This window comes from Streptomyces sp. NPDC059454 (assembly GCF_042749965.1).
Classification (GTDB): domain Bacteria; phylum Actinomycetota; class Actinomycetes; order Streptomycetales; family Streptomycetaceae; genus Streptomyces.
In genome coordinates this window covers 151,858-165,840 of sequence record NZ_JBHYVC010000005.1, presented here as the reverse complement: position 1 = coordinate 165,840, position 13,983 = coordinate 151,858, and the positions used below count along the sequence as shown (strand labels likewise).

The following is a 13,983-nucleotide window of genomic DNA, read 5'->3' as shown; positions in this document are numbered from 1 at the left end:
GTGATCTCCTGTTCGGTCATCGTGTGAGGCGCGACGCCATGTCGTCGGCCGCTGCGGCGAGGTCGGACTCCAGAAGCACCATGAGGTCGTACTCCACGCCCCAGCGCTCCTTGGCGAGGCGGTTCATCCTCAGAGCGAGGACCGAGTGCCCCCCGAGGTCGATGAAGTTGTCCTCCGGGGTCACGTCCGGATCGTCCAGCAGAGCGACAGCCCACTCCACCGTCATGCGTTGGACTTCTTCCTTCGAAGCCGTGGTCATTCCTGCACCCCTTTCTCTTCCTTCCAGATCTGAATGGCCGCCCTGCGGTCGACCTTGCCGTTGACCGTGCGGGGCAGCTCGGGGAGGTGGTGGTAACTGGAGGGGCGCATGTAGACCGGCAGCCGGGAGACGACGTGCTGCCGCAGCGTGCGCTGGGGGACCGCGGCGGCCGGGTCCTCGGTCGTGTAGGCGCACACCAGCCGCGAGTCGTCCGCGGAGTACTCGTGCACCCATACGACGGCGTCGAGGACCGACTCGTGCGTCCTGACCGCCGACTCCACGTCGCCGAGTTCGATGCGGTAACCCCGCATTTTGATCTGGTCGTCCTCCCGGCCGTGATAGACCAGTGTGCCGTCAGCGCGCTGCCTGACGATGTCACCGGTCCGGTAGTAGCGGTGCGCCACGCCGTCGGGGCCCCGCAGGGTGCGGAAGCGTTCCGCGGTGAGTTCCGGCAGGTTGATGTATCCCTCGCTCACCTGCGGGCCGGCCAGCCACAGGATTCCGCGCTCGTCCTGCCCCGCGTCCTGGCCCTGCGGGTTCAGCACCCGGCAGGTCACCTCGGGCAACGGCCTTCCGATGACCGAGTCGGTGCCGGCGATGTCATCGTCAGTCATCACGTGGTAGACGGAGTGCACGGCGGTCTCGGTGATCCCGTACAGATTGACCAGCGAAGGACGGTCCAGCCCGTTGTGCTCGGCCCAGGGACGCAGGGTCTCCGGCGCGAGCTTCTCACCGGCGAAGAAGATGTACCGCAGGAGCGGGAGGTGCGCACCGGTGCGCCGGGCGGCGGCGGACAGGGCCGCGAACGCGGTGGGGGTCTGGTTCAGGACGGTCACGGCCTGCTCCCCGAGCGCTCGCAGCGTTTCCTCCGGTGACCGAGTGACGGAGTACGGGAGGATCACCAGAGCCCCGCCGGTGGTGAGGGCCCCCCACATCTCCCAGACCGAGAAGTCGAAGGAGAGGGAGTGGAAGAGCAGCCAGCGGTCCTCGGGCGAGAACCCGAACAGCTTGCGAGCGCCCTTGAGCAGGGTCATCAACGCGCCGTGGGTGACCGGAACACCCTTCGGCCTGCCCGTCGTTCCGGAGGTGTAGATGACGTACGCGGTGGTGTCGGGTGTCACGATGTCCGGCTCCGCGGGCGGCTCGGGCAGCTTTGCGTCCCGCAGCCCCGCCACCTCCTCGGGGCGGACGAGCACCAGCCCTTCGGCGAGGTCGCCCTGCGCGGTGCCGATCAGGGCCGTCGCACCGCTGTCCCGCAGGATGACCTCGTTGCGCGATTCGGGCATGCGCATGTCGAGCGGGAGGTAGGCGCACCCCGCGCGGAGAACGGCCAGAATCGAGACGGTCGCGAGCGGCCCGGCAGGCAGCCGCACGGCCACCCGGTCACCCGGCCGGATGCCGAGCTCACGCAGGTGCGCGCCCACCGCGGCCGACCAGGTGTCCAACTGCCCGTAGGACACCTCCTCGCCTTCGGCGACCACGGCGGCCCGGTCGCCGTGCTGCCGGGCGCATCGGGCCAGCGCCGCCACCAGGGTGTGAGCGCCGTCGGCGGACTCCGGCGTGGCGAGGCCCCTCGCGCCCGTGTCGTCTTCGTGGAGCTGAGGGCTCATTGACATGGTGCTGCCTTCCAGTTCACGTGTGCTGTTGTGGGCGGGACGGACGGGCACCCGGGCGCGGTGGGACCGGGCGGCCCGACCGCCTCGCCCGGTCAGGGCTGGAGACGAGCCCACAGCCAGGTACGGCCGATGCGCTCGTAGCGGAGCCGGTGATGGAGCCGGTCCGCGCTGGCGCTCCAGAACTCCACCTCGGTCGGCTCCAGCAGATAGCCGGCGAAACGGTCCGGTCGGGGCAGGGGAACCCCGGACACCGCGAGACGCACCGCTTCGGCGCGCAGAGCCTCCGTGTCCGCCAGGGATTCGCTCTGGCGGGACGCGGTGGTCATGGGGTGCAGGGCGGCCGGGCGGGCCCGCCACAGTTCCTCGCACTCCCCGTCGTCGAGCCGCCGCACCGGCCCGGAGAGCACCATCTGCTGGGAGGTCTCCCGCCAGTAGAAGATTCCGGAGGCCCAGGCGTTCTCGGCGAGGTTGCGGGCCTTCAGGCTCGTGGTGTGGCTGGTGAAGACCAGGCCGCGGGCCGACAGCTCGACCACCGCGACGGTGCGGTTGGAGACGTGTCCACGGCCGTCGGCGGTCGCCAGGGAGATCGACCGCGGTTCCCGCACGTCGTGCGCGACCGCGTCGGCCAGCCAGCGCTGCGCCAGACCGAGCGGCTCGCCGGGCGGATCTGCGTACTCGGGAAAGGCGGTGTCGACCGTTCCGGTGAGCGACTCGTGGCGGCTGCTGCGCAGAACGTCCGCGGGCGTTGGCGCGCCGTCGCGTTCAGACATGGAGTTCACCCCTGCCGACGACGACTCCGTACCCTCCGACCCGAACCTCCCGAGGTGGGCCACCGTCTCCGTGGGCGGTCGCCCACATCGTCGACGGGCGGCCGATCTCGACACCCTGGACGATGCGGATCTCCTGACCGAAGCGGGCCAGACCGTGCCTGGCCAGGTGGATCGCCAGTGGACCGGCCGCGGAGCCGGTCGCCGCGTCCTCGACGACGCCGTACGCGGGGGAGAACATCCGGGTGCGCCACGTGTCACCCTCCCCCGCGAAGCAGTTGAACGCGACGTCCTCGAACGCCGCCAGGGCACGGTGGTCCGGAGCGAGCCGGGAGAGGGCCGCCACGCTGTCCAGGCCGACGAAGGCGTGCCGGGGACCGTTGCGGTAGATGTCCACCGCGGTCGTGGGAGTTTCCACGCCGAGTGCCGAGCAGACCTCCGCGGCGTGGGCGTAGGGTTCCCAGGTCGGGACGGGCTGTCGCATCCGTACGAAGGTGGCTCCCCCGGAGTGGGTCAGACAGGACGGGATCACACCCATCCGCGTCTCCACACGCAGGTCGTCCTTGCCCAACACCTCACCGAGTGCGACGGCCGTACCCAGCATCGGGTGGCCGGCGAAGGGCAACTCGTTTACCGGTGTGAAGATCCGGATCCGCGCGTCGGCCTCCTCGTCGGTCGGCAGGACGAAGGTGACCTCGGAGAGATTCATCTCCCTGGCGATGCGCTGCATCGTGCCGGTGCTCAGGTCGGAGCACTTGAAGAACACCGCGACCGGATTGCCCTCGAGGGGAGTACGGGAGAACGCGTCGACGATCATGTACTCATGCATGGGAAGACTCCGTGGGCTTCGCCGGCGAGAGGTGCGGGGTGCGGCGGCCCGGCGGGCGCCGCGACGCGGGCAGGACCCGCGCGCGCCCGAGGCTCCAGGAGCCGACGGCGGCGGGGCGGCGGATCCTCCCGCCGGCGGGAGGGTGTGGGGGACGGGCCGGCCGTGCCGTCATCGGCCCACCGCCCGGCGGATGGCGGCGAGCGTGATGTGCGGGCCGTTGCGGGTGAGTACGGACTCGGCGTGGAACTGCATGCTCGCGAAGTGGCTGCCGCGCAGGGCGAAGACCTCGCCGTCCGGACCTCTGCTGACCTCCACGGGTCCGAGGCCCTCCGGCAGCAGTCGGTCCTCACCGCTGCGGGCCACGTAGGTGTTGTAGAACCCCACCGCCTGGCGCTCCCCGAACAGGTCTATCTCCCGCTGCACGCCCTGGTTGGGGATGTCTCTGCGTGTCAGTTCCAGACCGAGGCACAGGCTGAGCACCTGGTGGCTCAGGCACACGGCCACGAACGGCTGCCGCCGCGTGAGCAGTGTGCCGATGGCCCGGTGCAGGTGCGCGATACGCGGGTCCTCCAGGTTCCTCGGGTCGCCGGGGCCGGGCCCCATCATGACCAGGTCGTGCTCGTCGAACGAGTAGGGCTCGTCGAAGCGCCGGACATCCGTCTTGAGCCCCAGAGAAGCGACCTGCTGGGCCATCATCGCGGTGAAGGCGTCCTCCGCGTCGACGATCAGCGTCCGCAGACCGACGAGGTCCGGCTGCTGGTCGGCGCGCGAGCGGGGTGGCCGCAGCCAGAAGCCGCCCAGCCGCGCGTTCCGGGCGGCCAGGGCGGTGCGCACCTCGGGATGGTCGTTCGAGGGGACCTCGTCCCGCGGCGCGAACGCGGCGAGCAGACCGGCAGCCTTGGCCCGTGTCTCGTCGGCTTCGGCCCGGGGGGCCGAGTGGCGTACCAGGGTGGCGCCCACGTCGAGCCGCATGTCCCCTTCCGGGGAGATCTGCGCGGTCCTGATCAGCAGGGCGGAATCGAGGGCACGCCGCCCCTCGGTATCCTGCCCGATCAGTGCCGCGATGCCGCTGTAGTAGCCGCGCCCACCGGGTTCGTACTCGGCGATGACCCGGGTCGCGTTCTCCAGCGGACTGCCCACGACGGTCGGGGCGAACATCGTCTCGCGCAGGATCTCCCGCACGTCGCGGTCGGTCCGCCCCTCGATGAAGTACTCGGTGTGCGCCACCCGCGACATCTTCTTCAGGTAGGGACCGACGACGACCGCCCCGTCCGGGCAGATGCGCGACATCATCTTCAGTTCCTCGTCGACCACCATGTACAGCTCGTCCGCTTCCTTGGCGTCGGCGAGGAAGTCAGTGACTCCTTGCAGGGTGGGGCCGCCCGGAGGGTAGGGGTAGGTGCCGCTGATGGGGTTCATCACGGCGGTCCGGGCATCCAGCGAGATGTGCCGCTCCGGGGTGGCACCCACGAGCGTGTGCGTGCCGGTGTGGACGACGAACGTCCAGTACGCGTTCGTCTCCCGCTCCAGGAGGAGCCGGAAGAGGGACAGCGCGGTCCTCGGTGAGTAGCCGTCGATGCCGGCCCGAAACGATCTCTTGATGACGAAGTTCGAGCCCGCGCCGGTGCCGATCTCCTCGTCCACGATCTGACGGACGAGTCCGGCGTACTCCTCGTCGCTCGTGTCGAAGTCGCCACCCGTGAAGGAGACGGTGGCCGCGGGGACACGCCGGAGCACCTCGTCCACCGGCACGCTCGCCTGGGCGGTGATCGTCATCGCGACGAGGGGGGTCCCGTCGTCCGGGGCCTGGTAGCCGCGTTCCGCGAGCTGGCGGTAGGGCACGAGCAACAGCACCTCGTACGTGACCCCGGTCCCGTCCCCCTCGTCCTGCGGAGTGAGTGGCACGTCGGAGAGCGACTCGATGGTGGAGGGCTCCCCGAGGAAGACGTCCACCGTGCCGGACAGCGGGGAGTTCGCGCGGTGGAGGACGGCGAAAGGGGGTGTTTCCCGCTCGGTCAGCAGCCGGCCCAGGAGGTCGGTGTGAGGGAGGCTCATGCGAAGACCTCATCCGCCTGGAGGACCACCGCGCACCGACGCGCGGCGTAGTCGAGCGCCATTCTGTGGTCAGCCTCTGAGAAGTCACCGAGCGCGTCGGCGGGCAGGAAGGGCTGGAGGTCGTGGGCGAAGGCGTCCAGAGCGGTGGAGAGCACGCCGATGTGTGCGTAGACGCCCGTCAACACCAACTGGTCACGGCCGGCCGCACGCATCCGGTCGAGCAGGCCGGAGCGGAAGAACGCGCTGTAGCGGAGCTTCACGAACCGCCAGTCGTCCGGGCGCGGGGCGAGTTGGGGGACCACAGGGCGGTCATCGCGGCTGCGGCGCATTCCTGGCCCCCAGAAGTCGCGCAACAGGCCACGCTGCTCCGTGCTCATGTCGCCGGGCTGGGCCGTGTAGGCGACCGGGACGCCCTGGGCGTCGGCCCTGGCCCGCAGGCGGGTGATGGTGCCCACCAGTTCGTCGCGGAAGCCGGGATCGAAGGGCTCGACGAAGTACTGCTGCATGTCGTGGATGAGCAGGACCGCACGGTCGGCGGACGGTTCCCAGTGAGCCGTGTTGGGGGGGAGCGTCGCCCGTGAGGGCAAGTCGTAGGGGGCGATGGCCGGGAGGCTCGCTGTCATGGAGGTCTACCTTTCGGGTCCGGTGGTGGGCAACCCGGTGATCCGAGCGGGCGTGAGCGGAGTGGTCGCGCCGACGGGGTGACGCGGTGCCACAGGAGCACGCGGCGGACGGCGGCCCTTTCCCGTGGGTCAGTCCGCGGGAACTCCCGCGCGCTTGATACGGGGCGGCGTGATGCCAAGAGCGTGGTACTGCCGAATCGGGTTCATGAACTCTCGTTGCTCCTTGATCCGTCCGTCGGACAGCAGGAAGGAGTGGATGAAATGGTTCTCGTAGATCGCTTCCGGATATCCCGGGAAAAGGATCTTCCCGCGGCCGCCGCACTCCACCCAGAAACGGTTCGGATCCTGCGTCTCGAAGATCTGCACATCCGTCCACTCCCAGTCCGGAAGAACCTCCAGGGACCAGCGTCCGTGTGCTGCGAGTTTCTCCTTTCCGCTGAAGACGATCGGCTCGCCGCTGTCGGTGGTGTACAGCCCGGCGGATCCGTCCTCGCTGAACAGGTGATGGCGCTCGAGGCGGAGTTCACCCTTGATCTGCTCCATGTACTTCTCGACGGTTTCCCGGTTGCGCCTTCTGAGGTCGAGGTCCTTCTCGAAGGCTGACGAATCTGTCATGTTCGCTTCTCCAATCGGTTGCCGGCCTCTGGGTCAGGCGTGCGTGGGGGTGGGCCGGTGTGTTGTGGGCGCAGGGCACTCGTCCGCAGGAATTCCCTTCTCGGCGATCCCGGTCAGTACCGGGACGAGGGACGCGGGGGACGGCATGGCGCCGATCTCCGCGCGCACCTGGGCCGCCGCGGTCGCCATGGCCGTGCTGTGCACGACGTGCTCGATGAGCTGCCGGTCGACGTCCTGGGCGCGGGCGGCGACGGCGACTCCCCGCGCATGCAGGGCGTCGGCGTTGTCGCGGCGGTCCACGCCGTCGGGGAGGACGAGTTGGGTGACGCCTGCGGCCAGCGCCGACATGGCCGTCCCGCCGCCACCGTGGTGGATCAACGCCGTGCAGGTGGGCAGGAGTTCGGAGAGCGGAACCCAGCCGGCCGGGCGCACGTTGGAGGGCACCTCCCCCAGTTCGCTCAGGTCGACATGGCCCAGCGCCAGGACGAATTCCGCTTCGACGTCCGCGGCGGACGCGAGAAGAGCGCGCAACGCCTCAAGGCCGCCCGTCCTGACCGACACGGTGCCCAGGGTGATCGCCACCCGCGGACGGTCGCGCTCCGGCTCGCGCAGCCACGGGGGCAGGACACTGCCGCCGCTGTAGGTCACGTAACGCATCGCATGCCCGTCGGGCGGGCCGTCGAGCATGCTCGGGGGCGCCACATCCAGATGCAGCAGAGCCGGAAGGCCGTCCGCCCCCTGTTCCGCGAACACCGACCGCAGCCGGGCGTGCATCATCTGGGCGAGCCCGGTCGTCCGGCCGAGTCCGACGCCCAGGGAGAAGGCCGGCACGCGCAGAGCTGAGGCGGCGACGAGTGCTGCGGCATTGTTCGCCGGTGCGACGACGAGGTCGGGCGCCCAGGAACGGGCCAGCGCCACCGTCTGCTCCACTACGGTGCCGGTGACCTCGGCGTAGAGGTCCGCGGATTCTTCCAGCCCACGTACTTCTCCGCCCGGCCGCTGCAACGCGGCAAGGTCGGGCCGGCGTTCGGCGGCCTCGACGTAGAAGGAGAGCGAGTCGCGGCCGGGCGCAAGGTCGACCACCGGAAGGCCGGCCTCGCTGATCGACAGGCCGTCTCCCGTGGTCGCGGCGAGAACGTCGTGGCCCGCCCCGCGGAATGCCCAGGCGAGCGGAACCACGGGAAATGCCTGTCCCACACCGGTGAAAGGCAAGAAAAGTGCGCGCATGTATCCCCACAAGTAGAGGCTCGGTACGGGCGAACGGTCGAGTGCGGCACGGTTGTCTAATCAGGTGGAGTCCGACGCGGCATCCTGCCCGTTTCTTTCCGGCCGGGCCTTCCGGTAATTTCAGTGATCGAACCGTGGGGACGGCCCGGGGAAGTGAAAGTGGCCCGGATGATTGCGAGACGTCGTCGCTCCGGTCGAAGGATTACCGCTATTTGTTGCTGCGCTGACGGCGCGGCAAGCCGAGAGAATTTTTACAGCGCGCAGGAATTGCTGTCGAGTGGTGCGGCTGGACGACCGCCGGCCACAGCCCTGAGAGGGGGGAGCGACCGTTGTCCAACTGAGAACGGGCCACACTTGGACAACGCTTTACCCGGTCGGCGGCGGTCCTTGCCGCGGCGCACGCCGGCGGCCCGGACGGACCGCCGGCGCGGGGACGCGGTCATCACCCGGGCGTGCCGGGGGAGGGGCGAGGGCATCTCGCCGGGAACTCCCCGCAACGGTGGGCCCGGCACAGGTGCGGCTCGGCCCTCTGCCGGGGCCGGCAGTTTCGGTGCCACTGCCCAGAGGCTGTGCAGCCGGCCGGGCACGTGGACGCCGCGCCCGTGCGCTGCCGCGCTGATTCCTCGCGCGCTGCGACGAAGTTTCCGCGCGCCGGGCCGCGGGTGTCCGTCACCTGGCGCGTGACGGCGCGGAACTCACCGGGTGCGCAGTCGACGACTCGTGGGGGGACAGGTCAAGGATAGTGATGAAGGCGCACCTGTCACGGGTACGGCGTGGACACCCGCGGCATCGGGGCCGGCCGGACGGCGGTTTCTACGCATACGTCCGCAGGATCTCCGCGGCGAGTTGCCGGATCCGCTCCCGGGCTTCCGGGGGGTCGGTCACGGTGACGCTGTCGCCGAACTGGAGAAACAGACGGACGTCTTCCACGTCCCGTCCGGTGACCGTGATCCGCACCCGGTGCGCCCCCACGGCTTCGCCGGTGGTCAGCCTCCTGCCGAAGATGCGCCTGGCCCGGCTGACCTGGTCCGAGGCGAGCTCAGCATGGATCTGCAAGGTCTTGGAGTTCTCCCAGCTCGCCGTCAGCTCCGCCGCGACGCTTTCCAGCGTCGCGCCCGGACGCAGCCGACGCACCGTGCGCATCGGCTCCCAGTCGACGAGTCGTTCCAGCGCGTGCAGGCGGGAGCGGCCTTCGGAATCCGCCACGAGGTACCACTTTCCCGCCTTGGCCAGCAGTCCGTAGGGGTCGACGACCCGCCAGGTGCCCGAACCCTCCTCCGACCGGCGGTAACAGATGCGTAACCGCACACCGCGCCGCAGGTCACCCACCAGCGCGGCCGGAGGCACGCCCTCGGTCTGCGGGGAGAACCACGGTCGGTTGTCAGTGGCGACGACCGTGCTCAGGGGCAATCGGTCGGGGTCCGGCGGGCGCAGCGTCGAGCGCACCTTCTGGTGCGCTCGACGGGTGTCGGACACGGCTCCCAGCTGCTCACGCTGCGCGTCGTCGAGGCCGTAGAGCGCGAGGTGGTCCCGTTCGTTCGGGGTGAGCCCCGACGTGTCGAACCAGCCACCCGGCAGGAGGGACACCCCGCCCCAGCGTCCGCGGCGGATCACCAGCGGAAAGCCCGCTTCCTCCAACCACTGGAGATCCCGCAGAACGGTGCGGACCGACACGCCGACCTGAGCCGCGAGCACGGCGGCAGTCGTGGTTTCCCGGGACTGGAGCGCCAGCAGCAAGGAGAAGAAGCGATGGGGTGTCATGCCGTCGAGGATCCCAAAACATGACGGAAAGCGTCATGATTGACAGGCATACTCACGCCGAGCAATCGACCCAAGGAGTGTGCGATGGCGCCTTCCATCGTGTTCATCGTCTACGTCAGCGACGCCCCGGCTTCTGCCCGCTTCTACGGAGACCTTCTGGAGATCAAGCCGAGCTTCGAGACCCCCGGATACATCACCTTCGCACTCGGTGGAGGATCGGAACTCGCACTCTGGAGTGGGCAGTTCGACGACCTGTCCGCGTCGGTGCCACGCACCAGCGAGGTCTGCGTCGCGCTGCCCGGAGGGCCCGACGCGATCACACGCCAGTTCGACCAGTGGGTGGCGAAGGGGGTCCGTGTGGTGAGCGAACCGCGCGACGAGATGTTCGGGCGGACGTTCGTCGTCGCGGACCCGGACGGAAACCTGATCCGAGTCGCCCCGGTCGACTGACGACGGGCCGTTGCGACGCGTCCTGGTACGCCGCTCACGGGAGAGGGGCGTGGCTGGCCCGCCTGACGGCACCTCCAGTGCCGCCCGGCCGAGGCGGTCCCCGGGCCGGGTGGGAACGGCCGGGTACGGGTGCGTTGCCCTGGCGAGAGCGGCGAAGCGGTACCGGCCGGAGAATCGGTGGCGTCCCGGCCGCTCCCCGGCTGACGGTCCGGACTCCTCGGCGAACGACCCGCCCGGCGGCAGCCCGTCGAGGGAAGGTGCCGAGCGCCGGCACCGCAGTCCCCTTTTGTGCGCGCCCCGGGCCACCAGACCCATGTCGGCGCCGGTCGCCCGGATGTCCGGTCCCTTGGTGCTTGCCGCGCGGAGAGCCTCCTCGGACGCCGGTGCCGACCGGGGCGCGGACGCCGTCCGCGCGGGGCGCCCGCGGAGTGGGGCTCTTTCTGCCCGGCATGGATTGCTGTGGCGTCCGCCGCAGGGGCGCGAGGCCCTTGTGGCACCTCGCCCTGCGCCTCCGCGTCGGCGCCGGCCGAGGGACCGCGTCCGGTTCCGGTTCGGTGCGTCGTGGGACGGGCGTGCCTGTTGTTAAAGTGCGATCTACAGCTATACGCTGATTGCCGAGTCTCGCCTGCGGATTGAGCTGTGGCGAATGGGAGCCCAATTTGTCCGCACCCTGTCGTCGTGAAGAATATTCTCTCGTTCTAGCTCCTCGTTCACCCGGCCATGGAAGTCTGGAAAACTGGGGGAATTCGGTAATGGAAGGCATGTTAGAAGCTGAAGCGATATCTTTGTCCTTGGACAAGGTGCGTGAAGGCGGTTCCATCAGGGACGGTGGCGAGGATCCAGAGCACGTGCGGATGCTCGCCGAAATATTCGAGTCGCTGCCACCGATCCTTGTTCATTCCGAGACCATGCGGCTGATAGACGGTGTGCATCGGCTCCGCGCGGCGAAGTTGCGTGGTCGCGAAACAATAAAAGCACATCTCTTCAAGGGGACCGAGTCGGAAGCGTTCGTGCTTGCTGTACGGTCGAACGTTTCGCACGGACTGCCGCTGTCCCTTGAGGAGCGAAAGGCCGCCTGCCTGCGGATCATGGACCTCCACCCGGACTGGTCGGACCGGCGCATCGCCCGGGTCGCCGGAATCAGCCCCAAGACCGTGAGCAGCCTGCGTCGTGCGAAGGGCGACGGGCAAGGGAGCCGGGTGGGACAGGACGGCCGCGTACGTCCGCTCAACGCCTACGCGGGGCGGCAACGTGCGGCGGAGCTCATCCGGGCCAATCCCGAGCAGTCCCTCAGGCAGGTGGCGCGCGCCTCTGGGATCTCCCCGGAGACCGTTCGGGCCGTGCGAAGCCAATTGCTGCGTCAGCAGACCCTGGCCTCGACCACGGCGATCCGTGAAGAGCGCCCGGAGCCCCCGGCGGATACGTGTCAGGCGCCGGAGAACTGGAGGCGGGCGATGCGCACCCTCCAGTCGGACCCCGCGATGCGCTACAGCGAGCACGGCCGGTTCCTCCTGCGGCTCCTCAGCCTGCACGACGTGGACGACGAGGAATGGGGAAGGATCCTTCAGGCTGTTCCTGAGTACGCCCGTCCGGTGTTTTCCCGGGCAGCTCAGGGTTGTGTGTCGTTGTGGGCCTCCACGGCACGCAAGATGGAGGGCGGAAAAGAGTGCAGAAAGTCCGCCTGAGGGCCAGGTGGAGCAGGAGGCGCGATCGGCCCCCCGGAGCAGGTGGCTGTCCGGTTGTGGAAATTCGAGGAATCCGGTGTCCGGAACCGGTCCGTAGATGATCCGTCGTGCATCCACCGCGTCGTCGACGCTCGCGCGTGGCGATGCGGTGGACACTGTCCGAACCACGCTCGGAAACGACCTGCTTCGCCTGCGGAAATGGGTTGTTCGAGTGGCCGGATAGTTAGAAGCCATCTCAATTGGCTCGGTAGGCTGTGGGTCGTGGCAGGGATCGTTGAGCGGCTGATGCCGGATGAGTTGTGGGAGCTGTTCCAGCGGGTGGTGCCGGAGGCGCCTTCGCGGCCGCAGGGTGGTGGCCGGCATCGCCACGGCGACCGTGAGGTGTTGGCCGCGATCGTGTTCGTGGCGACCTCCGGGTGCACGTGGCAGCAGCTGCCCGCCGCGTCGTTCGGGCCGTCCGGGGCCACGGCCCACCGCCGGTTTGCCGAGTGGACCAAGGCCCGGGTGTGGGCCAAGCCGCACCGCCTGGTCCTGGACGAGCTCGGCTCCCGCGGCGAGCTGGACTGGTCGCGGTGCGCGATCGACTCGGTGAACATGCGGGCCCTGAAAAGGTGCCTCTATGGGCTTCGTCAAGCTGTAGCCGGGGTGGGTGACTGGTAGAAGGTGCCGTCTCGGAGCATTGCGAAGAGGACGTCGCAAGGGCGACGGCGTCCACCACGCCATGCTCGGCACCGCCCGCCTCCACAACCTCACCCTCGCCGGGGAACGAAGAAGCGGGCAGGTCAACGAGCACGTCGTAGATCATTTACGGGACAGCGCTTCGGCTCGTCGAACACCACGCCCCACAGCTGCTCGAACCGGTGGGCATCGGTCCGGACAGCGCCGTCACACTCCTGATCACTATGGGAGACAATCCCGAGCGGCTGAACACCGAAGCGTCCTTTGCAGCCCTTTGCGGAGTCAGCCCCATCGAGTACTCGTCGGGGCGGCGGCGCACACGTCGGCTCAACTATGGCGGCGACCGCCAGGCGAATGCCGCCCTGCACCGCATCGTCTTCACCCGGCTGCGCCACGACCCCCGCACCCAGGCGTACTTCGAACGCCACACCCAGGAGGGCAAGACCCGCCGTGAGACCATCCGATGCCTCAAGCGATACGCAGCCCGCGAGGTCTTCAACCTGGCCAGACCGGTTTCCCGCGCCCTCGCGTTATAGGGGCGTCGGCGACACTGCCTGTCCCCCGAGGTTGCGTGAGTCGCGTGGACGTGACCGTCCCGGCGTTTTGGACCCGTCTCGCAACCGTCGCTGTGCCCAGCGGGCCGTACAGAGTCTGCCATCCGTCTCATCGGCACCAGGGCGCTTCCCGACCCGAAGAACGTCCCCGACCCGTGGTCGTGGTCGGCGCCTTGTGGAAAGGCGACGCTACCGGGCCGGTGGCATGTGCCGGATATCGCCGCATGCCACCGGCCTGTTTCCTCATCGGGTCACACCAAAGGGCGTGACGGGACAGGTCAGAAGAGGTCGAGCTGGGCGGACTCGGTCGCTCCCAGCATGCGGCACTCTCCTGTTTCCCCGGCGACGCTGACATAGCCCGTGCCGACCAGCCATGTCCCGGAGGTCTCCGCTACGGAGGTAGGCGACCGATTGGCAGTCGAAGTAGAAGATGCTTCCCACCTGGGTGCGCTCTCCCTCGACAAGCGCGAAGGCCATGCCCTCGTGACTGACCTTCTCGTCCAGGAACTTCTCGGCCAGCCTCGTCGCCTCTTCCATGTCCAACATCAGTCTGTCCTCAGGAGGAGAAGTTTCGCCATGGTGAGAGGTTGGCGTACCCCGACTGGCCATCCAGGACACCACGTCTCCTTACAAAGCGAAAGGAGTGTAGGCCAAAGCAGTGTCCACGACCTCTTCTGCCGTCAGATCGTCTGTAAAGCCTTCCGCATCGGGGTGGTAAATGAGATTGAGAACGCGAGGATGAGGTACGTTCGCTTCGAGAATCTCAACGAGCTTATCGTCTTCCTCCTCCGTCCCATTTGCGACCATGATTTTCCGAACGAGCTCGACGAGCTGATCGCGAGTAAGGTCACGCACGTCCACCAC

The 13,983-nt window shown here is 68.8% G+C and carries 13 protein-coding genes and 2 pseudogenes; 5 read left to right on the top strand and 10 right to left on the bottom strand.

Features of this window, described 5'->3' with window-relative positions; translation table 11 throughout:
- Positions 1 to 16: 16 nt before the first annotated feature.
- The 9 genes from ACFXAE_RS05400 to ACFXAE_RS05360 form a co-directional block, all read right to left on the bottom strand.
- Positions 17 to 259 carry a phosphopantetheine-binding protein gene (locus ACFXAE_RS05400; RefSeq protein WP_384708331.1) on the bottom strand — a complete coding sequence of 81 codons (243 nt, stop codon included), beginning with the start codon at positions 257 to 259 and terminating at the stop codon, positions 17 to 19.
- Positions 256 to 1,869 carry an amino acid adenylation domain-containing protein gene (locus tag ACFXAE_RS05395; protein WP_384708328.1) on the bottom strand — a complete coding sequence of 538 codons (1,614 nt, stop codon included), beginning with the start codon at positions 1,867 to 1,869 and terminating at the stop codon, positions 256 to 258. The genes ACFXAE_RS05400 and ACFXAE_RS05395 overlap by 4 nt, the downstream gene beginning before the upstream one ends.
- 98 nt (positions 1,870 to 1,967) lie before the next feature.
- Positions 1,968 to 2,645 carry a phenazine biosynthesis FMN-dependent oxidase PhzG gene (phzG, locus tag ACFXAE_RS05390; protein WP_384708325.1) on the bottom strand — a complete coding sequence of 226 codons (678 nt, stop codon included), beginning with the start codon at positions 2,643 to 2,645 and terminating at the stop codon, positions 1,968 to 1,970.
- Positions 2,638 to 3,471, bottom strand: coding sequence for a PhzF family phenazine biosynthesis protein (locus tag ACFXAE_RS05385; protein ID WP_384708322.1), 834 nt, complete (start codon positions 3,469 to 3,471; stop codon positions 2,638 to 2,640). The genes phzG and ACFXAE_RS05385 overlap by 8 nt, the downstream gene beginning before the upstream one ends.
- 168 nt (positions 3,472 to 3,639) lie before the next feature.
- A complete protein-coding gene (locus ACFXAE_RS05380) occupies positions 3,640 to 5,526 on the bottom strand; it encodes an anthranilate synthase family protein (RefSeq protein ID WP_384708319.1) in 1,887 nt (628 codons plus the stop codon).
- Entirely contained in the window at positions 5,523 to 6,149 is a 627-nt protein-coding gene (locus tag ACFXAE_RS05375) for an isochorismatase family protein (RefSeq protein ID WP_384708316.1), read from the bottom strand. The genes ACFXAE_RS05380 and ACFXAE_RS05375 overlap by 4 nt, the downstream gene beginning before the upstream one ends.
- 129 nt (positions 6,150 to 6,278) lie before the next feature.
- Positions 6,279 to 6,764, bottom strand: coding sequence for a PhzA/PhzB family protein (locus ACFXAE_RS05370; RefSeq protein WP_384708313.1), 486 nt, complete (start codon positions 6,762 to 6,764; stop codon positions 6,279 to 6,281).
- A 33-nt stretch (positions 6,765 to 6,797) separates the two neighbouring features.
- Positions 6,798 to 7,943, bottom strand: coding sequence for a nucleotide disphospho-sugar-binding domain-containing protein (locus ACFXAE_RS05365; RefSeq protein ID WP_384708310.1), 1,146 nt, complete (start codon positions 7,941 to 7,943; stop codon positions 6,798 to 6,800).
- A gap of 861 nt (positions 7,944 to 8,804) precedes the next feature.
- A complete protein-coding gene (locus ACFXAE_RS05360; protein WP_384708307.1) occupies positions 8,805 to 9,752 on the bottom strand; it encodes a helix-turn-helix transcriptional regulator in 948 nt (315 codons plus the stop codon).
- Positions 9,753 to 9,836: 84 nt separating this feature from the next.
- Between ACFXAE_RS05360 and ACFXAE_RS05355 the strand changes: the two genes are divergently transcribed.
- The 5 genes and pseudogenes from ACFXAE_RS05355 (at position 9,837) to ACFXAE_RS05335 (ending at position 13,101) form a co-directional block, all read left to right on the top strand.
- The gene (locus ACFXAE_RS05355; protein ID WP_384708304.1) at positions 9,837 to 10,202 is read left to right on the top strand and encodes a VOC family protein; all 366 of its coding nucleotides are present in this window, start codon (positions 9,837 to 9,839) and stop codon (positions 10,200 to 10,202) included.
- 800 nt (positions 10,203 to 11,002) lie between these two features.
- Positions 11,003 to 11,887 carry a ParB N-terminal domain-containing protein gene (locus tag ACFXAE_RS05350; protein ID WP_384708503.1) on the top strand — a complete coding sequence of 295 codons (885 nt, stop codon included), beginning with the start codon at positions 11,003 to 11,005 and terminating at the stop codon, positions 11,885 to 11,887.
- A 198-nt stretch (positions 11,888 to 12,085) separates the two neighbouring features.
- Positions 12,086 to 12,511 (top strand): annotated as a pseudogene (locus ACFXAE_RS05345) (transposase); the annotation flags it as partial.
- A gap of 55 nt (positions 12,512 to 12,566) precedes the next feature.
- A pseudogene (locus ACFXAE_RS05340) lies at positions 12,567 to 12,650 on the top strand (IS5/IS1182 family transposase); the annotation flags it as partial.
- 139 nt (positions 12,651 to 12,789) lie between these two features.
- Positions 12,790 to 13,101: a transposase gene (locus ACFXAE_RS05335; RefSeq protein ID WP_384708301.1), complete on the top strand. Its 312-nt coding sequence runs from the start codon at positions 12,790 to 12,792 to the stop codon at positions 13,099 to 13,101.
- A gap of 645 nt (positions 13,102 to 13,746) precedes the next feature.
- On the opposite strand, the gene ACFXAE_RS05330 is transcribed toward ACFXAE_RS05335, so the two are convergent.
- On the bottom strand, positions 13,747 to 13,980 hold the full coding sequence (locus ACFXAE_RS05330; protein WP_384708298.1) for a bacteriocin immunity protein: 234 nt from the start codon (positions 13,978 to 13,980) through the stop codon (positions 13,747 to 13,749).
- Positions 13,981 to 13,983 lie beyond the last annotated feature (3 nt).

What these genes read in the sequence shown, in the direction of transcription:
- ACFXAE_RS05400 (WP_384708331.1), bottom strand. Translation starts at nt 259, where the DNA reads ATGACCACGGCTTCGAAGGAAGAAGTCCAACGCATGACGGTGGAGTGG.
- ACFXAE_RS05395 (WP_384708328.1), bottom strand. Translation starts at nt 1,869, where the DNA reads ATGAGCCCTCAGCTCCACGAAGACGACACGGGCGCGAGGGGCCTCGCC.
- phzG (WP_384708325.1), bottom strand. Translation starts at nt 2,645, where the DNA reads ATGTCTGAACGCGACGGCGCGCCAACGCCCGCGGACGTTCTGCGCAGC.
- ACFXAE_RS05385 (WP_384708322.1), bottom strand. Translation starts at nt 3,471, where the DNA reads ATGCATGAGTACATGATCGTCGACGCGTTCTCCCGTACTCCCCTCGAG.
- ACFXAE_RS05380 (WP_384708319.1), bottom strand. Translation starts at nt 5,526, where the DNA reads ATGAGCCTCCCTCACACCGACCTCCTGGGCCGGCTGCTGACCGAGCGG.
- ACFXAE_RS05375 (WP_384708316.1), bottom strand. Translation starts at nt 6,149, where the DNA reads ATGACAGCGAGCCTCCCGGCCATCGCCCCCTACGACTTGCCCTCACGG.
- ACFXAE_RS05370 (WP_384708313.1), bottom strand. Translation starts at nt 6,764, where the DNA reads ATGACAGATTCGTCAGCCTTCGAGAAGGACCTCGACCTCAGAAGGCGC.
- ACFXAE_RS05360 (WP_384708307.1), bottom strand. Translation starts at nt 9,752, where the DNA reads ATGACACCCCATCGCTTCTTCTCCTTGCTGCTGGCGCTCCAGTCCCGG.
- ACFXAE_RS05355 (WP_384708304.1), top strand. Translation starts at nt 9,837, where the DNA reads ATGGCGCCTTCCATCGTGTTCATCGTCTACGTCAGCGACGCCCCGGCT.
- ACFXAE_RS05335 (WP_384708301.1), top strand. Translation starts at nt 12,790, where the DNA reads ATGGGAGACAATCCCGAGCGGCTGAACACCGAAGCGTCCTTTGCAGCC.